Raw genomic sequence first — 18,104 nt, forward strand, 5'->3', positions numbered from 1 at the left:
GCATATGCTGTTAAGGTAACCTACGGCTTCGAAGGAGGGGTTCCGGCATGAAAAGAAGGGCCAGATGGCGCAGCAGAGGGGCGAGCAGGCCCCGGAGCCGGCGGAAGGTATGGCTGATCGGTGCATTGGTTTTACTCATTCTTATGCTCCAGTCCTTTGCCTATGTCGAAAATCATCTGAAGCCGCCCATCATGTACCTGGCCAAAATCCGTATGAAGCAGATTGCGACCGACGCCATAAACGAAGCGGTGGCCGCGCAGGTGGCGGAAGGTGAAAACGCGGATGATCTGATCGATTGGAAAATGGATACGGCCGGCAAGGTGTCCGGCTTTATGCTGAATTACGCGGAGCATATGAAAATTACCTCGAGCACCTTCAAGGTGGTTCAGTCCACGCTGGAGGACAAACATAAGCTGGCCGAGAGAATTCCGCTGGGTCAGGCGCTCGGCAGTCCGATTATTGCTTCCTTCGGCCCCAATATCCCGATTCGCGTGGAACCTCAAGGTGCGGTCAAGGTGGACTTGAAAACGAGGGAAAAAGATGCGGGGATCAATATGGTGCTCGTGGAGATCTACATTCATGTGACGGTCGAGGTTGGAGTCGTCGTGCCGTTCGATATGGAGCCGGAAATCATCGATACGGAAATTCCAGTCTCTTACCTGATGGTCGTTGGCAACGTGCCGATGTATTATTACGACAGCAAGGGCTCGCCGGTAGGGGACAACGGAGCCGCGGCTCCAAGCATTGCACTGCCCGGAGCTGGTGCGCAAAGCGAACCAAACGGAAGCCAGGCGGGAGGAGCTCCGTCCAGCTCCAAACCTGGAGGAGGAAGCCCCGAAACGGATTCGAAAGACGGGGTGATGGGGGAAGCCGGGAAGCACTGAACGATTCCGGTCCATCCATAATAAAAGGGACCTCCCGAACACGCGGTTCAGGAGGATCCCTTTTTCTTTTTCAGCTCTTTGCGCTCTTCCGTTTCCCAATGCCGGAGGGACGGATAAGGGTCGAACGACCATTCGACCAAGCCGCTGTCGCGGTAGATGCCGTAGTGCAGGTGCGGAGGAAACTTGCCTTGCGTGCCCGGTTTGCCGTAACCCGAGCTGCCGACCCAGCCGATGGTTTGGCCTGGCGTGACGATGTCCCCCTGTTTAACGGACTTTTCAAACCCTTGAAGATGGGCGTAGTAATGGTAGTGGTTGTCCAGATCGCGAATGCCGATGCGCCAGCCTCCAAACGGGTTCCACCCTTTAAGTTCCACAACCCCGTAGCAGGTGCTCCGAACCGGAATGCCGTAGTTCGCGAAGATGTCCGTGCCCTCATGAATCCGGTAACCACCCCAGCTCCGTCCGCTTCCCCAGGTGCTCCGGTACGAGTAGCTGTTGCTGATGGGAAGCGGGAAGGCATGCCCTGACAAATCCAGGGTACCGAATTTTTCGTACAGTTTGGCGAACTGCTCGATCCGCTGAACCGAGCGGCTGTTATGGTAATATTCCCACATCGCGATATTGAAATCTTCCTGCGACTTGCCGTGCCGCTGCAAATAATCCGCCATGCTGTACAGCACATCGAGATCGTTGTTGGGATCCGCCCGGCCGTCGCCGGAGCCGTCCCGGCCGTACCCGTCGAAGATGGAAATGGACCGCGGGTTCAGATCGTTCGTTTCCGGATTGAACACCCCCGACCAGGCCGGTTCCGTGATGAGGATGCCGGTAAGCCGCTCGGGGTGCTTACGGTCCTTCGGGTGGGCTTTGGTCAGAGTCCGTTCGTACTGGTCGATTGCGGCAATCCGGTACCAAGGAATGTTCGTGGCTTTGCTAATTTTTGCATAGAGCGTCTTTCTGGACTCCAGAATTTCGGTCCGGCTCAGCTGGTCCAGCGATTTCGCGGTTTGATCAGGCTCCGGAGCCGCCGGCTCCGCGTCCGCCTTACCGGGAAGGTGGAAGCAGCCCAGCAGCAGCGCCGATGCGACAAAACCTGTCAGCGAACGTTTAAGCCACCGTGTTCGCGGAACAATATATTTCATCTGTTCTCTACCTCCTGCCAGTTTGATGCAGTCCTCGCTCAATATTCGGACTGGACCGACATAGCCTTAGAGTGAATCAAGAACCTCGAATTTATCCGTGCTTGAAATGGAAGTATTTTGGCTGATTTCATGATATAATATGGAACATGCAGCAGCTAACCATGATAGCGAAAGAAGGTCAGAACATTGCCTACGAATACCATCAAGGAGCCAAAGCCGGATTGGATTCGCATCAAACTGACAACCGGTGACAATTACCAGGAAATCAAGAGCATGATGCGCTCAAAGACACTTCACACGGTATGTGAAGAAGCACGTTGTCCTAACATATATGAGTGCTGGGCTAATCGTACCGCCACATTTATGATCCTCGGCGATATTTGTACGCGGGCCTGCCGTTTTTGTGCAGTAAATACGGGAAAACCGACGGAGCTGGACCTCCAGGAGCCCGAACGTGTCGCTGAGGCGGCGGAGAACATGGGTCTGCGCCACTGCGTCATCACGAGTGTGGCTCGGGACGATCTGTCCGACGGAGGGGCGTCCATTTTTGCCGAGTCGATTAAGGCTGTCCGCAAGCGTCTGCCGCTGTGCAGCGTGGAGGTGCTGATTCCGGACTTTATGGGCAATTGGGATGCTCTGAAGATCGTAATGGACGCCAAGCCGGATATTTTGAACCATAACATTGAAACGGTGGAGCGCATGTCGAACCGGGTGCGTGCAAAAGCGAAGTATGACCGCTCCCTGGAGTTGCTGCGCAGAGCGAAGGAAATGCAGCCGAACATTCCGACGAAATCCAGCATCATGCTGGGTGTCGGCGAAGAGTGGGATGAAATTTTGCAGGCGATGGACGACCTGCGCGCCGTGAATTGCAACATTATGACGATCGGTCAATATTTACAGCCTTCTCCACAGCATTTAAATGTGGTTAAATATTATCATCCGGATGAGTTTGCCGCTTTGAAGGAAGAAGGCATGAAACGGGGATTCAGCCACGTGGAATCCGGACCGCTTGTGCGGAGTTCTTACCATGCCCATGAGCAGGTACAATCTGCTGCGCAGCATAACTAGGCGCCATTATACGATAACCTCAGGCAGAAAGGCAGGGCGAGTTCATTGATTCTGATCGGCGGAAAAAATTATGAGGTGCTTAAAGATCATAAAGACGGTTGGAACCTTGAAGCCTTTCGTGAACGATACAGTGAAGTGCTGGACCGCTACGACTATATTGTCGGCGATTGGGGCTACAGTCAGCTCCGGCTTAAAGGGTTTTACCGGGATAAGCATCCCAAAGCAACCAAAGACACTGCCATTTCCGGCATGCTGGATTACATTAACGAATACTGCAACTTCGGCTGCGCGTACTTTGTACTGCAGAAGAGCCGGGAGTCGCAGCCCAAAGAGAAAGCAAAAAGCGGTTCCGTATAGGAACCGCTTTTTTATGTCTTTTTTTCTATCCCAGAAAGGCTTCCCGCACCCGGTTCCAGAAAGGGAACGGGCGGTATCTTGCAAAACTGACCTTCTCCTTGGCGACCTGGCAGCGAACCGAGATGAGGTCGTCCACCTGCAGATTGACATGATCGATGTAGAGCAGGAGCCGCTGCTCCTTGCGGGAGAAAATGTCACAGTGATGATGTTTGGGCAGCAGAAGGGGCGAGCCCATCGTCCGAAAGACGCGGTTGTTGATCGACGCGATCTCCGCGATCTGCAGCGCTTCGATGGTCGGGTGCACCATGGCGCCTCCAAGACTCTTGTTATATGCCGTGCTTCCGGATGGCGTGGAAACGCAGATTCCGTCGCCGCGGAACATTTCAAAGGTTTGGTCGTTGATGTCTACCTGAGCCACAACCGTCCCGTCGACACCCTTCAGGGTAAACTCGTTCAGGGCGATATAAGACGCATTGCCTGATTTTCTATGAATTTCAAGTTCCAGCAGCGGATATTTGACGATTCGCGGGCGAATGGAGCCGGAATTGGCCGCAGAGCTCATCAGTTCGATCAGCTGAGGCAGCTCGTCCGCTTTCCAGTCTGCGTAGAATCCCAAATGTCCGGTATGAACCCCTACGAAGGCGATGTCAGGAATATGGTCGATAAACGTATGAAAGGCATGAAGCATGGTGCCGTCCCCGCCGATGGAAATGACAATTTCCGGTGATTCGGCATCCAATTGAAATCCCCGTTGCGCCGCAAGCTTATGGAACTGCTCGCTTAAATCCACGGATAACTGATCCCCGCGATCCAGAACATAGTATCTCAAGGGTGTAAGCTCCTTTGTAATGGGTTTATAAGAATCATAAACAATATCGGAGGATAACACAACGTCCATTTCAGGTTCATTTCCAGGAGGTCCTGCGAACTCCGCGCCAGAGGGATTGAATCCAACTGATGAGCAGGGAGAGAACGGTCATCCCGGCCAGCAGAATGCACAGGAGAACGAGGCAGTCCCGGATGCCTTGGGCAGAGGTCAGGAAGCTGAAGTTTTGGCCGGCGAAGGCAGGCGCATCCGTATAACGGCCCATCACCGGTTCCCACAAAAACAAGACAAGGAAAGCAGCCACAAAGCCATGGATCAGGCGGGCCATCATGAACGGCAAATAGCGCAGATTGGTGGCGTGCAGAATGCTCGCGATCTGGGCGTGCACGGAGAGCCCACCCCAGGACAGGATGAAGGCTGCGGCAGCCGCCTTGAAGGGCAGCGGAACGGAGGAGGCGGCTTCTCCCGCCGAACGGGCGCCCAAGGTAACCTCAAACAAGCCCCCAACCAGCGCTTCCGAAAGGGATGGAGGGAACTGAAGGGCTGTCAGGCCGTTTTCCAGCAGACGATAAAAAAACGCCATCACTCCTGCTTCGGTAAGTATCTCTAAAAATACGGAGAAGAATACAACCAGGCCACCCACGACAATAATAAGCTTCAGCGAAGATTCGACCGCCTGCCGGAGCAGCTCGCCTACGCTTCGGCCGTCGTCCATTCTGGCTTCGTGCATGGCGCTGAACGCCCGCCGCAGCCGACTGCCGCGAGCCGGGGCTCCGGAAGCGGGAATCTCGGTCACCGAGCTCCGTTTGCCATGGAAGCGCATGAGGAGGCCGATTAGAAATCCGCCGCCGTAATGGGAAAGCGCCAGAATAGTCGCGATTTTGGGATAATGGAAAAAACCGACCGACACGGCGCCGATCAGAAAAATCGGGTCCGACGAGGTGGTGAAGGCCACCAGCCGCTCGCCTTCCTCCCGGTTGAGCATTTTCTGCTCCCACAGCTTGGCCGTCAGCTTGGCCCCGATGGGATAACCCGATACATACCCCATCGCCGCTACGAATCCACCGCTTCCCGGAATGCGGAACAGCGGCTTCATCAGCGGATCAAGCAGGGTCCCGAACAAGTGAACGATGCCGAACCCGAGCATCATTTCAGAAATGATAAAGAAGGGAAATAAAGACGGGAACAGGACGTCCCACCAAATGGCCAAGCCGCGCAGGGCGGATTCCAGATAAGGGCCGGGGTAACAGAGCATCAGCAGAAGCAATCCGGCCATAGACGCAATCATGAGCGGTAATCCCAGCCTTTTTACGGACAAATTCGCAGCCTCCCTCCCAAATATGGGACATGAGAATCATACCTATTTTCCTAGATTTTATGAATGTCATCGGACAAACAGTACAAAAAAGTTGGGAAAGCGTTTACAATAAATGCTGTATTTTTGGCCGACATATGGTAAAATATACAGTACAACAACTAACTTCATTTCAACTTTAAAATATATGGATGGAGTGATGGGAACATGAGTATTGTCGCCGGTCTACTTGTCTGCGCCTTCGTGTATGTCATTCGCGCCTCACTGGTCCATCCCGGCGAAGAGGATTGGAGCAGTTACTGAATATGTCTAAGGTGCTAAACTCACATTTAGCGCCTTTTTTTGTTGTTAAGGGCTTGTCCTTTACGCAGCCCCTGCTGAGGTTCTGATACGTTAACGAGGCGAGAGCCCCACTTTGTGGGGTTATTTTGTTTTTGTTTTTTGATATAATGGAAATAATATGTACTTTGCATTTTAATGATTCATCAGAGCAAGCAGCGGCTGAAGGCCCGGAAGAGACAAACATCTATGAGGATACAGGGCATGAAAGGAATGTATGGATGTGGCATTGGAACCTCTTTACTCCATCAAAGTAGTATGCTGTAATTGCGAGCATCAATTCTCCACTTCGCGGGTGCGTCCGAGCTTTAAGAAAGCCGTACGTTCGGATGCGGATTTTTGTGCTTATTATAACAACGAAAATCCCGACTATTATGTGGTCAGAGTGTGCCCCAAGTGCGGTTTTGCGTCTACGGAGCATTCAACGGAACGGCTGAGCGACATACAGATGAAGCAGTTTGCTGAAAAAATCGGCAAACGCTGGATCGAGCGAGATTATAGCGGACACCGGGATTGGGAGAACGCGCTTGAGACTTACAAGCTCGCCTTGCTGTGCGCCCAAACGATCGGGGAGAAGGAGCGGATTATTGCAAGCCTTCTGCACCATATTGCCTGGCTCTACCGGTATAAGGGGGACGAGGAGCAGGAGCAGCGTTTTCTGAAATACTGCCTGGACTCCTATATCCGGGTGTACGAGCTGGAAGGCGTGGGGGCGAACAACGCCCGCTTGCTCTATTTGATCGGGGAACTGAACCGCCGAACAGGCGATTTTCATCAGGCGGTAATGTGGTTCTCCAGAGTCATCAACGATAAACATATCGTGGATTCCGCCATGATCCACGCTTCACGCGAGCAGTGGGGCGTGCTGCGGCAGCAAATGCTGGATCATCGCATGGAGCTGCCGGGCGAGATGAATCCCGCCTGAACGTAAAAACACGCCAAGGAGACCGTGTCCATCACGGCATTCCTTCGCGTGTTTTCTTTCCGGAGCTGATCAGCCCGGCTTCCGTCAGCGGACATCCTGGTCGAACAGCAAATAATCGTTGTCCGTGTCAATGATGTGGAGCCGGTTGTTGCAGCAAGGAAAGACGAGCAGCTTTTTCTTTCCTTCATGAATGCTCCGAAGCTCAGCCGGCTTCAGGGGCAGTCGCACATTGTTCGCTCCGCAGAACGGACATTCATGTACATAGATGTCGCCCATCACTTTGTCATAAGGCCAGGTTCTGGAGAACGGAATCATGACTTGGTTCCTTCGTCACTGTCGGGTTTGCCGGCTTCTTCTTTAGCGAGCTCCGCCAGCTTCTGCAGCAGGATATGCTGTGGCATGTGCATCAAGTGTTCCAGGGGAACCCCCAGCTTCTCGGATAGTTTCACGGCGGTCTCCGGTGAAATTTGCAATGGTCTCATGGTGAGTATCCCTCCTCTGTATAAATAAGCCCGGTTTGCCCGAGCAGAAACATGATGGTTTCGTCTTTATAGTTATACACCTTACCATGAGGCCAATCAAATAAAATAAAATTTATAATGAGAAAGGTGATTCGAACATGAACAAAGACCTGAAATTAACTTGGAATCTTGAATCCGTATTTCCGGGCGGCTCCGCTTCCGCTGAGTTCGATACCTTCCTTCAATCCCTGGAAAAAGATCTGAATAGCCTTCAGGGAGAAATCAAGGCTGCCAAAGCCCCGGCGAGCCTCAAAGAGACCGAGTCGTTTGACGGGTTTATTGAAGCGTTGCAGGGTGCCATTGCCCGCATCTCCGAATCCAGCGCATTTGTCAGCTGTCTGCAGGCCCAAAACCAGCAGGATAAGAAGGCCCTTCAGCTGGGCGGCCGCCTGGCTAACCTTCGGGCGCTCATCAATGGAATCATGACCGACTTTGACCATATTCTCCGCTCGACCGATGATGAGACATTTGCGCAGTGGATCAGCCGGGATCAGGTGCGGCAGCTGGCCTTCGTCCTCAGCGAAAGCCGCGACCAAGCCCGCGAAATGCTTAGTCCGGAAATGGAGAGCCTCGCGCTCGATTTGGCCATCGACGGTTATCATGGCTGGAGCAGCATGTACGATACGATCGTCAGCCACATCCAAATTCCGTTTGAAGAAAACGGCGAAACGGTGTCGCTGTCGGCCGGGCAGGCGGCCAACAAACTGGACAGTCCGGACAAGGAGACCCGCGAGTCGATGTTCGTGAAGTGGGAACAGGCTTGGTCGGACAAAGCCGACTTCTGCGGGGATACGCTGAATCACCTTGGGGGATTCCGCCTGAAGCTGTACGGCCGCCGCGGCTGGGACGAAGTGCTGAAGGAGCCGCTCGAAATCAACCGGATGTCGCGTGAAACGCTGGACGCCATGTGGAACGTCATTCAGGACAATAAGCAGATGCTGCTGCAGTATATGGAGCGCAAAGCCAAACTGCTCGGCCAGGATCGTCTGAGCTGGGTGGATGTGGAAGCGCCGATCAGCAAGTCCTCGGGCACGATTTCTTACCAGGAAGCGGCTGAAACGATCGTGGAGCAGTTCCGCAAGTTCAGCCCGCGCATGGCCAACTTTGCCGAAATGGCCTTCGACAAGTCCTGGATCGAAGCAGAAGACCGTCCAGGCAAGCGTCCGGGCGGATTCTGCACCTCGCTGAAACTCAGCAAGGAGACGCGGATCTTCATGACGTTCAGCGGTACGGCTTCGAACGTGTCGACGCTGGCGCATGAGCTCGGTCACGGCTACCACCAGCATCTGATGAACGATCTGCCGATCTTGAATCAGCGGTACGCGATGAACGTAGCGGAGACGGCTTCTACCTTCGCGGAGATGATCGTATCGGACGCCATGGTGAAATCGGCTGCCGATGAGCAGGAGCAGCTGGCGTTACTGGAAGACAAAATCCAGCGGAGCGTTGCATTCTACATGAATATTCATGCCCGCTTCCTGTTCGAAACCCGTTTCTATGAGAAACGGAAGAGCAGTCTGGTCAGCGTGCAGGAGCTGAACGCGCTGATGGAAGAAGCGCAGAAGGAAGCGTATTGCGAGGCCCTGTCATCTTACCATCCGCATTTCTGGGCGTCGAAGCTGCATTTTTACATTACGGGCGTGCCGTTCTACAACTTCCCGTATACCTTCGGCTATATGTTCAGCACCGGCATCTATGCGCGCGCGCTGCAGGAAGGCGCGGACTTTGCCGATAAATACGATGCCCTGCTGCGCGATACCGGCGTCATGACTGTGGAGGAGCTGGCGAAGAAGCACCTGAACGCCGATCTGACCGGGCGTGATTTCTGGCAGAGCGCGGCGGATCTGACTGCAGAGGATGTAAAGCAGTTCCTGGCTATGACCGACCATTTGGTGTAAATCCAGCCGGACGGTTCGGAAGAGAGCAAGAGATCAAATAACACAAGAAGAAGCAGTTCCTTGAGGATCCAAACTCCCCAAGGGACTGTTTTTTTTGATGATATAAGAAAGTATCAGCTCCGGAGACCCGGCTCCCTTATGGCGCTCTACGGAAGCTATATGATGGAGCTGATGCACCGCGAGCTGGCCGAGGAAACGCAGAAGCCGGTCGGAACCGTTTCAAGGAGATGAGAGCGATTCTGAAGGCTGTGCCGAGCTGCCGGAGGATAAGCTGGTCGATTACGCGATGATTCGGTTATGGATCATCAAAAATGGTTTTGCGGGAGCGTCAGCAGGCGCTAATTCGAGGTTTTCCGCAACGATTCTAGGAATGACAGAAGAGAGATCAGATTTTGTCAAAATAAACAGAAATATAGCGATTTGTTGCTGGAAATTAAATTGATTTAACGAAAATAATAGGAATAATTACCCAATTATGTTTGATGTTGTTGTATGATACTACATGCTGTCTTATAATGAGTCATAAGCCCTATGAGTTTTGGCGAATTTTGGAGAGGGGGAAAAAGATGATCAAAACCGAGCAGTTATCTTTGGCAAGGCAATTGGATTTGGTATTTAAAGAACTGGAAGAAGAGCTGTCAGGACTATCATCCGGCACTGTGTTTGTGCAAATACGAAATAATGTCATTGGTAAATTTGGTATCCGGCATCATCCGCTGGAAGGACGGAACGGGGAAATTCATTCCCAGGATTCCGGACTGACTCCAGTACAGTACTCGTCTTTTCGTCTCATGGCTTTGGAAAGTCTGAAATACAAGCGCCACTGGACTCATGGCGAAATCAGCTACGAATTTACGGTCCGGCAGGGGCTCATTGCGGTGGATGCCACCCTGGAATCCAACTATAACATGGCCAACCTGATGATCCGGTATCCGAGACATACATACCCTGAAACAGTAACGGAATTGTTGTAGTTTGTAGAATGACCTTATTGATGAATATCCGAATAGTTTGATTAGACAGATCTAAAGAAAAACGTCTATCGACGAACATTCACAGACAACAGACCGCGCTTAGCGGAAGTTTTTCTTGCGATTATCGAATGGTTCAGCTCCGCTGAAAATATATACATTCTATAATCATAAAAAGGCAGCCTTTGGATTATCCAGAGGCTGCCTTTTGTAGGCGGGGGACGGCTCGCGCCGGGCCCGGTTCATCATGATATCAACGTATACAAATGCAGATTATTGGCCGGAACGACCCGATAATTGCTGCTCTGCCAGTTGTACCAGACGTTTCGTGATGTAACCTCCCAAAGAACCAGTCTCACGGGAAGTGTAGTTGCCCATGTATCCGTCTTGTGGCATTTGAACGCCAAGCTCTTGAGCAGCTTCCATCTTCAGTTGTTGGAGAGCAGCGTTAGCTTGTGGAACCACCAGATTGTTAGAACGGCTTCCGCGTCCTTGGTTTTGGCCTTGACCTTGACTCATACCCATGTTTGTCACCTCCTTTGAACTTTATGGTGTTATTATGTTGCGAAAGATTTGAAAACATGCAGCAAGAAGGGGAATATAAATTGGTAAATAGAGGATATCGCAAAAAGGGCCGCACGCTTCAATAAGCGTGCAGCCCTGTTATTTTGTAAATTTGAAAATCCGTGTTTCTTATGCCTTGAGGAATCGGCCTAATTTTCTTCGGTAGGATAGATCATGTCCAGCGTCAGGTCCATCTCGATCGATGCCTTCGGTTCGATCCGGATCAGTCCCGTAAGGTCCGGTCCGGCGGCAAGGTTGGGCGCATCCGGCAGCCAGGTATAGGGCTCGATGCACAAAAACTCTTCCGCTTCGCCTTTCGTATAGAGAACCCAATGCTTGTAGTATTTCGGATCCGCCGAGTACTTCAGTCCGTATCCGTCACTGCGCATCAGCAGGGCTTCCGCAGGTTGTCCTTCCCCGATCCGGAGCGGAGTGTCGAAGTTGGTCCCGGCCAGATTGAGTCCGCGATTGAGCTGATCGAGCGGTCCAAGCGGAAGGAGCTCGCCAGTCGTAATTAAATCCTTATCGAGTGCGTATTCCGCGCTTACAGGCAGGGTGAGCGTCCATTCTCCCGGCTGCCCGTCAAGCAAAAACCATGTATGAAAACCGATTCCAAAAGGTATCGGATGGTCCCCCAGGTGGGTAACCTTTAAGTGTTGGGTCAGTTTGGACCCCTGAAGGCGAAGCGTCATTTCCAGCTTTAGCGGTGCGGGAAACTGCTCCATCCAGTGTGGATCGTCCGAGGTCAGGAACTCCGAGGTCACTGCACAGCCTTCTTCGTCTTCTTCAATATCGCTGACTCTCCAGGACTGCGTACGATGGAGCCCGTGGATATGGTTGTCTCCGGCGGTATTTCGGTCGAATTGATACGATCTGCCCTCGAAATCAAAGTGGCCACCGCGGATCCGTCCCGGCGGTATCAGCATCGGCATGCCAAAATGATAAGGTTTTTGCAGGTAGAATGCCAGATCGTTGTCATCAGGTCTCCGAACGACCTGCCGATTCTGAGTATGGTCCAAAATGGAGATTACATTGTTTCCAAGCGATGGCAGCAGTGTGACTTCAAGCTCACGGCTATGCAGGATATATGTATCGTATCCGTTCCATTGCCCTTTGGTCACTTGTTTCATATCGTTGCTCCTTTTTCCTCTATATTCATTTAGCCTTCAAATATCTAACCCATATCATAACAGATTTGATGGCGTTTCGTAAAAAAGGGGTTTGACAATTCGACGAGCTGAGCTTTATCATAGGCATTGCAAAAGGCTTTCAATGATTATGTGAACACGATGACAGGGACAAGTAAGCAAAGACGGCGTAACCTTCAGAAAGCCGGTGGTTGATGCGAACCGGTGGAGCCGATTTTGCCGAATGGACCCTTGAGTGCCGCGTTGAACGGAAGGAGTCATGACTTCCTGCGTAGACCGGCCGGCGATTCCACGTTACGGATGCAGAAAGGCTGACAGCATCGTTCGATTTTGAACGGCTTGCAGCAAATAAGGGTGGCACCACGGTCTCACGTCCCTTGCGGGCGTGGGGCCTTTTTGTTTTTTTACCATATTTAAAGTTGGAGGGATTCTTGATGAAAACCGTACTGTCCGGCATTCAACCCAGCGGCAAGCTGACGCTCGGCAACTATATCGGAGCCATGAAAAATTTTGTGAAGCTGCAGAACGACTATCAGTGCAACTTTATGGTCGTCGATCTGCATGCGATTACGGTTCCCCAGGAGCCCGAGGCGCTCCGCGAGCAGTCCGAGGCGGTAGCTGCCTTATTTATCGCGGCAGGCATTGATCCGAATAAGGCGAATGTGTATATGCAATCGCATGTTCCGCCGCATGCCGAGCTGGGATGGCTGCTGACGACGCTCACATCGATGGGCGAGCTCGAGCGTATGACCCAGTTCAAAGACAAATCGGCCGGCAAGGACTCCGTGGGCGCCGGGTTGTTTGTCTACCCCGCCCTGATGGCCGCGGATATTCTGGTGTACAATGCGGACTTGGTTCCTGTAGGCGAAGACCAGAAGCAGCACTTAGAGCTCGCTCGCGACTTGGCAGGACGCTTTAATCACCGCTTCGGCGACTATTTTACCGTTCCGGACCCGTACATCCCTGAAGTGGGTGCGCGAATTATGTCGCTGGATGACGCTTCGAAAAAAATGAGTAAAAGCAATCCGAACCCTGGAAGCTATATCGCCCTTCTGGATCCGCCGGATGTCATCCGCAAAAAGATCAGCAGGGCCACTACCGATTCGGGCAGAGAAATCCGCTACATCCCGGATGAAAAACCGGAAATCAGCAATTTGATGAGCATATACTCCCAGTGCTCCGGCCTGTCGCTGCAGGAGATTCAAGATAAATACGAAGGACAAATGTACGGCGGATTTAAAAAGGACCTGGGAGAAGTCATCGTGGCGACTCTAGAGCCGTTGCAACAAAGATATGACGATATCCGCAAGTCCGGTCAAATTCATGATATATTGGCGCAGGGTGCAGAGAAAGCCATGGAGAAGGCATCCCGCACCGTTGCCGAGGTCAAAGAAAGAATGGGATTCCTTCCGGCCAAAAAATAATCTGCCCGGGCGCAGCCATGTCCCGTTGTTCTACTGGTGATCGGGCTGCTGAAGCCGGTTCTTGCGGGCTTTGACAATGAAGCCCCATCCGATATTCAGAATCGCGAGAATGCCGAGCAGCACGGCAGCCCAACCGTTATAGCTGATGGAGACGGCGCATGCCATCAGAATCAGGATCGACGAGGTAGCGAACCATAAAGACAAGCCTTTACTCATTGGCAAAAACCTCCAATTAATATATAGAAACTTTCTTGTATAACTGTGTCGCCGCGAGCCATACTAAGCTTGCAAGCTTGCATTTCAATAAGACGCAGAATTGAAGGGAGACTCATATTATGGCTAGATCTCGTTCCAACAATCTGGTGGTACCTCAAGCAAATGCTGCTCTGCAGCAATTGAAAATGGAAGCAGCTCAGGAACTGGGCGTTCAAATGCCGCAAGACGGATACATGGGCAACTACACTTCCCGTGAAACCGGTTCTCTCGGGGGATACATTACGAAACGTCTGGTCCAATTGGCTGAGCAGCAACTTTCCGGCCAAGGAAAATAGTTCCATTCAGGAAAGTATTTTAGGTCCGGAGCGCCATAGGTGCTTCGGATTTTGTCATGCAACTACCGTGATTCTCTCTTATCCAGCAGCATCCGTCAAGAGGCAGGTCGTTTCCACACGGCTGGGCAGCTGAAAAAACTTGCGGTAAAAGGATAAATGGCGTCACGGTAAAAAAAGGGGAGCTGCGGAATCGTTCTGCAGCTCCCCTTTTCATGTCTTGTCTCTCACGGCGCTCAGCCTGAATTGATGGAGAGCCGTTTATTCATTTTTTTGGAGCTCAGCCAGCCAACGTAGGTATTGATCGGCTGATAGTTTTTATCCATGACGAGTACGGCGACAAACGGATATTGCCTGCGATGCCTGTAGCGCACATCCGCCCAGCGGACGACGTAGCCCCAGGGCAGGGGTTCGACTTCGGCTACCGCGAAGGAGGAGAAGTACAGGAAGGCTTCCACGTCGGGATGCTTCCTCGAATGCTCGACGGCCGGATGGGAATCGGTGACGGCATGCTTTCTCCATTCGAGGGTATGCCCGTTCAGTACGCCGATTTGATAGCTGCCGTCAGGATGGGACTTGACGACATGCCATTTATTATAGGAAATGGTCGGAATGACGAAGTAACGCTCTTCCGGCTTCCGGCTGTCATCCATCCGCATCACTTCCCGGGTGCGCATCGAATGAACGCCGGTCCGCCATATATAATAAAACGCGGTCAAAATATATACGACAGTGAATAGCGGCGCCGGATGCACCGCTCCCGTACTCCAGAGCAGAACAGCCAGGGCATGCAACGCAAAAATAAACGGGTCGAAAATATGAATAATGTTCCACGAAATCCACTTTTCCGTCACGGGCCTGAACGCCTGGGTTCCATACGTGTTGAACAGATCACTGAACACGTGCAGACAGACAGCGATGCCGGTCCAGAGCACGATATGTCCGGATGGCACACCGCTGAACAGAAGGGACAGGACTCCGCTGATCAGAGCGGTCCAGATGACGAGAAACGGCAGGGAATGGGTGATTCCCCGGTGATTTTTAACATAGAGGGCATTGCTCTTGAACCGCAGCAGGCCGTCGAAATCCGGTGCCTGCGAACCGATGACGGTGCCCAGGAGCACCGCGGCGGCAAGCGTGGGGCTCGCGGCAACCGCCGGATCGACGTAGGCGAGACCGGCCAGGCTGAGTCCAATCACAAAATGTGTGGCAGTATCCATTACCATGTCTCCTTCTTGTTGTTCTTTATTATTATTGTAACAAACCCGGAAGCTGATTTCCTTTCCGGCAGATTTCATCAATATAGTTACTACCCAATATTGGATGAACTTATTAGTGTTTGACCATAATAATACGTGTCACTAAATTGTCAAAATGGTGAATGATTTTGGAGAGGATTGTCAAACACTTTTACCTTTTGATATGATAAACTTTATAGCGGAGGGCAAGTTCCTCCATAATGACAGAACTAAGGAGGATCTTAAGGCGTGGATAATCACTTGACTTACCAAGCTCCTTCGGATTCCGCAGCGCTTTCCATCAATCAAACGCCACCCAATCCATCGGCAACTTGGAAAGATTTTATCACATTAACAAAACCCGGTATTCTCCGGTCTAACTTAATTGCTGCTTTTGCAGGTTTCTGGGTCGCATCCCAATGGGATATTCATATAGGAAAGATGATTCTGACTCTACTGGGAACCATGCTGGTCATGGCTTCCGCCTGTGTCTATAACAATTATTATGATCGTGAACTGGATATGAAGATGGAACGGACCCGTAAACGTACGCTTCCGGCCGGCCGCATAAAGCCAGCAGTTGTACTCTGGTATGCCTTTATACTAGGCGTGCTGGGACTAGCTGACCTTTTTATTTTTTCGGGGGTAATGGCCGGGATATTCGGGGTTATCGGCATGTTCGTTTATGGGATCGTTTATACGATGTGGCTGAAACGGACGTCCACCTGGAGTACTTCCGTCGGCGCGATCTCCGGGGCGATGCCGCCGGTTATCGGTTATGTCGCCGTAACCGGCAAGGTCGATATGGGAGCGGTTCTGCTGTTTGCGATGCTGTTCTTGTGGCAGCCGCCTCACTTCTGGGCTCTTGCCATCCGCCGTGTCGAAGAATACAGAGCGGCGGGATTCCCGCTGCTGCCGGTCGTTAAAGGCGTGATGCGGACCAAGATTCAGTGCATTCCTTATCTGGTACTGCTGGTTCCGGTTCCGGTATTAATGTATGCATACGGCTATGTGGGCATTTACTTCATGATCATTTCGCTTCTGCTGTCCCTGATCTGGCTGTATTACGGCATGAAGGGATTTACCGCCAAAGACGATGAAGCATGGGCTAAGAAAACGTTCTTCTTCTCGATAAACTACTTGACCTTGAGCTTGATCGCAATGATTTTGAACACTACACACTAAGTTTTTTACCCAGAATCCCATGGAATCATGGGATTCTTTTAAAAAGAAAATGAAAGCCTGTTCATCGGGCACAAGCGGGGCATCCGGCCGAAAGGCGGTTGGTTCCGCATCCGTTTTACATAATAAACTACTGCCTGTAGTCCTGGGGAGGCGGGGCGGCATAGGGATGTTCGCTCGGCGTTAGGGATGGCAGGAATCGTTATTAGGGAGAGGGGAACAAATTCGATGTTGAAGCGCTACAAATGGACTTGGATTTTGCTGGTGGTGATCGTGATCGGAGCAGGGTACCTGGTATATAACGCCATGGGATTCGGCAAAGAGAAGCTGCCGGTCATCAGCCAGGTCGGAAATTTCTCGTTTGAAAATGTGGATGGCAAAACGGTGAGCCTAGACGATACCAAAGGCAAGGTTAGATTGTTCTACTTCTTCTACACCAGCTGCCCGGACGTATGTCCAGTAACGACCTTCATGCTGTCGCAGACGCAAAAGCAGCTCGTCAAGGACGGCACCTTCGGCAAGGATGCCGAATTCGTTTCGATTTCCTTTGATCCGAAGGTAGATACCCGGGAGAAGATCAAAGAGTTCGGGGACAAGTTCAATGTCGATTATAATGGATGGTATTTCCTGAGAGGCGAGGATCAGCAGATCCGTGATCTGGCCGAAAAATCGTTCAAAATCGCCATCATGGGAGACAATAAGGACAACTTCTCCCATGCCAACATTATCGCTCTTGTCGACCGGAACAACCAGGTCCGCAAGCTGTATAACGCAAACAATACGGATGAAGTTACGGCTGAATCCCTTGCCAAAGACGTTGAGAATTTGGCCAAGGAATAATCAAACAGGAAGGCGCCACGATCCCCGGCATGCTCCGGAAGGGTAGGGCGCCTTTTTTTATGGATTATAGAATTTGTAAGTTTTCAGCGGAGCTGAACCATTCTATAACCGCAAGAAAAATTACCGCTTGATTTGGTCCGTCTTCAGTAATGTATATCGATAGATGTTTTTCTTGGTGCCTTAATCTTTGGACCACACGGTGTAGGTATCGGGATAAATGATAAATTCTTCGAGCCCCGCCTTTTCCAGCTGGGAAATGATGTATTCATCCGGCGTGCCCTCGACACCCCGGTATCCCCGCCTGGTATAGATATGTCCGGCATCGGGGAAGGCGTCTCGGAGAACGCCGCGAATCCTTTTACCGGAACTATCGTTGTCCATGAACAGATAGACCTCGCTGTCCTTGATCTCTTTGCGCAGAGATTCGAGCTTCGTCGTGTTTAACGTCCCAAACGTGCATACAATTTCAATGTCGGGGTTCAGCAGGCGGCGGACCTTGCTGCGGTCGTTTTTTCCCTCGACAATAATATAAATCGGCATGATGGCTCACCTCGGACTAAAGAGAAGGATGTTTATCTCGAAATTCCCCGGGAAATGTTGAAGCTTAGGTCCGGGTAGTTATAGTGTAGCTTGTTTTCGGCGAGCCATGCAAAAAAAAGTAAAACGATCTGTCCAGCAGGGTAGACAGACCGTTTAATATGGGAAGATCGCCGTTCTAGCACCAGAATGCACGCAAAATGATGACAAGCAGAATAAACAGTACCAGTACGATACCTACATTACTGTAAGGCACACACGGAGCTGCTGCCACGGGAGCTACCTTGGTCGCAGGTGCAGCCACCGGAGCTGCTACTGGACCACAGCCGCAGTGAGAATACAGACCCATCGAGATCACCCCTCTTTCTTGCCTGGTCGGT

21 protein-coding genes are annotated in these 18,104 nt (G+C 51.7%); 10 read left to right on the forward strand and 11 right to left on the reverse strand.

Annotation, left to right across the window (positions count from 1 at the left end):
- Positions 1-47 precede the first annotated feature (47 nt).
- Positions 48-884, forward strand: a complete 837-nt coding sequence (gene yunB, locus CJP46_RS08155) for a sporulation protein YunB (protein ID WP_094595142.1) — start codon at positions 48-50, stop codon at positions 882-884.
- Positions 885-931: 47 nt separating this feature from the next.
- Here the strand turns inward: yunB and CJP46_RS08160 are convergent, their stop codons facing one another.
- Complete coding sequence (locus tag CJP46_RS08160) at positions 932-2,023, reverse strand: M23 family metallopeptidase (RefSeq protein ID WP_094595143.1); 1,092 nt, start codon at positions 2,021-2,023, stop codon at positions 932-934.
- Positions 2,024-2,209: 186 nt separating this feature from the next.
- Between CJP46_RS08160 and lipA the strand changes: the two genes are divergently transcribed.
- The gene (lipA, locus tag CJP46_RS08165; RefSeq protein WP_256992263.1) at positions 2,210-3,091 is read left to right on the forward strand and encodes a lipoyl synthase; all 882 of its coding nucleotides are present in this window, start codon (positions 2,210-2,212) and stop codon (positions 3,089-3,091) included.
- A 45-nt stretch (positions 3,092-3,136) separates the two neighbouring features.
- Positions 3,137-3,448 (forward strand): YutD family protein, encoded by a 312-nt coding sequence (locus CJP46_RS08170; RefSeq protein WP_094595144.1) that lies wholly within the window; start codon positions 3,137-3,139, stop codon positions 3,446-3,448.
- A 25-nt stretch (positions 3,449-3,473) separates the two neighbouring features.
- On the opposite strand, the gene CJP46_RS08175 is transcribed toward CJP46_RS08170, so the two are convergent.
- Entirely contained in the window at positions 3,474-4,277 is an 804-nt protein-coding gene (locus CJP46_RS08175) for an NAD kinase (protein ID WP_076175238.1), read from the reverse strand.
- A 76-nt stretch (positions 4,278-4,353) separates the two neighbouring features.
- Complete coding sequence (gene ylbJ / locus CJP46_RS08180) at positions 4,354-5,592, reverse strand: sporulation integral membrane protein YlbJ (RefSeq protein WP_094595145.1); 1,239 nt, start codon at positions 5,590-5,592, stop codon at positions 4,354-4,356.
- 559 nt (positions 5,593-6,151) lie between these two features.
- On the opposite strand from ylbJ, the gene CJP46_RS08185 reads away from it, so the two are divergent.
- Entirely contained in the window at positions 6,152-6,853 is a 702-nt protein-coding gene (locus CJP46_RS08185; RefSeq protein ID WP_179281097.1) for a DUF2225 domain-containing protein, read from the forward strand.
- Between the two features lie 84 nt (positions 6,854-6,937).
- Here the strand turns inward: CJP46_RS08185 and CJP46_RS08190 are convergent, their stop codons facing one another.
- Both CJP46_RS08190 and CJP46_RS08195 read right to left on the reverse strand, forming a co-directional pair.
- Positions 6,938-7,168, reverse strand: a complete 231-nt coding sequence (locus tag CJP46_RS08190) for a hypothetical protein (protein WP_094595147.1) — start codon at positions 7,166-7,168, stop codon at positions 6,938-6,940.
- Positions 7,165-7,335, reverse strand: coding sequence for a YycC family protein (locus tag CJP46_RS08195; protein ID WP_094595148.1), 171 nt, complete (start codon positions 7,333-7,335; stop codon positions 7,165-7,167). Before CJP46_RS08195 ends, CJP46_RS08190 begins: the two co-directional genes overlap by 4 nt.
- 137 nt (positions 7,336-7,472) lie before the next feature.
- On the opposite strand from CJP46_RS08195, the gene CJP46_RS08200 reads away from it, so the two are divergent.
- Both CJP46_RS08200 and CJP46_RS08205 read left to right on the forward strand, forming a co-directional pair.
- Entirely contained in the window at positions 7,473-9,272 is a 1,800-nt protein-coding gene (locus tag CJP46_RS08200; RefSeq protein ID WP_094595149.1) for a M3 family oligoendopeptidase, read from the forward strand.
- Positions 9,273-9,838: 566 nt separating this feature from the next.
- A complete protein-coding gene (locus tag CJP46_RS08205; protein WP_094595150.1) occupies positions 9,839-10,246 on the forward strand; it encodes an O-methyltransferase in 408 nt (135 codons plus the stop codon).
- 270 nt (positions 10,247-10,516) lie between these two features.
- Here the strand turns inward: CJP46_RS08205 and CJP46_RS08210 are convergent, their stop codons facing one another.
- Positions 10,517-10,762 carry an alpha/beta-type small acid-soluble spore protein gene (locus CJP46_RS08210; RefSeq protein ID WP_094596098.1) on the reverse strand — a complete coding sequence of 82 codons (246 nt, stop codon included), beginning with the start codon at positions 10,760-10,762 and terminating at the stop codon, positions 10,517-10,519.
- A gap of 194 nt (positions 10,763-10,956) precedes the next feature.
- Complete coding sequence (locus CJP46_RS08215; protein ID WP_094595151.1) at positions 10,957-11,937, reverse strand: aldose 1-epimerase; 981 nt, start codon at positions 11,935-11,937, stop codon at positions 10,957-10,959.
- 452 nt (positions 11,938-12,389) lie between these two features.
- On the opposite strand from CJP46_RS08215, the gene trpS reads away from it, so the two are divergent.
- Entirely contained in the window at positions 12,390-13,379 is a 990-nt protein-coding gene (gene trpS, locus CJP46_RS08220; RefSeq protein ID WP_094595152.1) for a tryptophan--tRNA ligase, read from the forward strand.
- Between the two features lie 30 nt (positions 13,380-13,409).
- On the opposite strand, the gene CJP46_RS08225 is transcribed toward trpS, so the two are convergent.
- Positions 13,410-13,595 (reverse strand): hypothetical protein, encoded by a 186-nt coding sequence (locus CJP46_RS08225; RefSeq protein WP_094595153.1) that lies wholly within the window; start codon positions 13,593-13,595, stop codon positions 13,410-13,412.
- A gap of 119 nt (positions 13,596-13,714) precedes the next feature.
- On the opposite strand from CJP46_RS08225, the gene CJP46_RS08230 reads away from it, so the two are divergent.
- Complete coding sequence (locus tag CJP46_RS08230; protein ID WP_094595154.1) at positions 13,715-13,930, forward strand: alpha/beta-type small acid-soluble spore protein; 216 nt, start codon at positions 13,715-13,717, stop codon at positions 13,928-13,930.
- A gap of 233 nt (positions 13,931-14,163) precedes the next feature.
- Here CJP46_RS08230 and CJP46_RS08235 read toward each other — a convergent pair whose 3' ends face one another.
- Entirely contained in the window at positions 14,164-15,147 is a 984-nt protein-coding gene (locus CJP46_RS08235; RefSeq protein WP_094595155.1) for a metal-dependent hydrolase, read from the reverse strand.
- 267 nt (positions 15,148-15,414) lie between these two features.
- Between CJP46_RS08235 and cyoE the strand changes: the two genes are divergently transcribed.
- Positions 15,415-16,350, forward strand: a complete 936-nt coding sequence (gene cyoE, locus CJP46_RS08240; protein ID WP_094595156.1) for a heme o synthase — start codon at positions 15,415-15,417, stop codon at positions 16,348-16,350.
- A 225-nt stretch (positions 16,351-16,575) separates the two neighbouring features.
- Positions 16,576-17,187 carry an SCO family protein gene (locus tag CJP46_RS08245; protein WP_094595157.1) on the forward strand — a complete coding sequence of 204 codons (612 nt, stop codon included), beginning with the start codon at positions 16,576-16,578 and terminating at the stop codon, positions 17,185-17,187.
- A gap of 180 nt (positions 17,188-17,367) precedes the next feature.
- Here the strand turns inward: CJP46_RS08245 and CJP46_RS08250 are convergent, their stop codons facing one another.
- The gene (locus CJP46_RS08250) at positions 17,368-17,727 is read right to left on the reverse strand and encodes a toprim domain-containing protein (RefSeq protein WP_094595158.1); all 360 of its coding nucleotides are present in this window, start codon (positions 17,725-17,727) and stop codon (positions 17,368-17,370) included.
- 175 nt (positions 17,728-17,902) lie between these two features.
- On the reverse strand, positions 17,903-18,073 hold the full coding sequence (locus tag CJP46_RS36475; protein ID WP_179281096.1) for a hypothetical protein: 171 nt from the start codon (positions 18,071-18,073) through the stop codon (positions 17,903-17,905).
- Positions 18,074-18,104: the final 31 nt, after the last annotated feature.

The organism is Paenibacillus sp. XY044, from assembly GCF_002257645.1.
Taxonomy (GTDB): Bacteria; Bacillota; Bacilli; order Paenibacillales; family Paenibacillaceae; genus Paenibacillus_AQ.

Bases quoted from the DNA above. Each gene is read 5' to 3' on its own strand.
- yunB (WP_094595142.1), top strand. From the start codon at position 48: ATGAAAAGAAGGGCCAGATGGCGCAGCAGAGGGGCGAGCAGGCCCCGG.
- CJP46_RS08160 (WP_094595143.1), bottom strand. From the start codon at position 2,023: ATGAAATATATTGTTCCGCGAACACGGTGGCTTAAACGTTCGCTGACA.
- CJP46_RS08190 (WP_094595147.1), bottom strand. From the start codon at position 7,168: ATGATTCCGTTCTCCAGAACCTGGCCTTATGACAAAGTGATGGGCGAC.
- CJP46_RS08195 (WP_094595148.1), bottom strand. From the start codon at position 7,335: ATGAGACCATTGCAAATTTCACCGGAGACCGCCGTGAAACTATCCGAG.
- CJP46_RS08200 (WP_094595149.1), top strand. From the start codon at position 7,473: ATGAACAAAGACCTGAAATTAACTTGGAATCTTGAATCCGTATTTCCG.
- CJP46_RS08205 (WP_094595150.1), top strand. From the start codon at position 9,839: ATGATCAAAACCGAGCAGTTATCTTTGGCAAGGCAATTGGATTTGGTA.
- CJP46_RS08210 (WP_094596098.1), bottom strand. From the start codon at position 10,762: ATGAGTCAAGGTCAAGGCCAAAACCAAGGACGCGGAAGCCGTTCTAAC.
- CJP46_RS08215 (WP_094595151.1), bottom strand. From the start codon at position 11,937: ATGAAACAAGTGACCAAAGGGCAATGGAACGGATACGATACATATATC.
- trpS (WP_094595152.1), top strand. From the start codon at position 12,390: ATGAAAACCGTACTGTCCGGCATTCAACCCAGCGGCAAGCTGACGCTC.
- CJP46_RS08225 (WP_094595153.1), bottom strand. From the start codon at position 13,595: ATGAGTAAAGGCTTGTCTTTATGGTTCGCTACCTCGTCGATCCTGATT.
- CJP46_RS08230 (WP_094595154.1), top strand. From the start codon at position 13,715: ATGGCTAGATCTCGTTCCAACAATCTGGTGGTACCTCAAGCAAATGCT.
- CJP46_RS08235 (WP_094595155.1), bottom strand. From the start codon at position 15,147: ATGGATACTGCCACACATTTTGTGATTGGACTCAGCCTGGCCGGTCTC.
- CJP46_RS08245 (WP_094595157.1), top strand. From the start codon at position 16,576: ATGTTGAAGCGCTACAAATGGACTTGGATTTTGCTGGTGGTGATCGTG.
- CJP46_RS08250 (WP_094595158.1), bottom strand. From the start codon at position 17,727: ATGCCGATTTATATTATTGTCGAGGGAAAAAACGACCGCAGCAAGGTC.
- CJP46_RS36475 (WP_179281096.1), bottom strand. From the start codon at position 18,073: ATGGGTCTGTATTCTCACTGCGGCTGTGGTCCAGTAGCAGCTCCGGTG.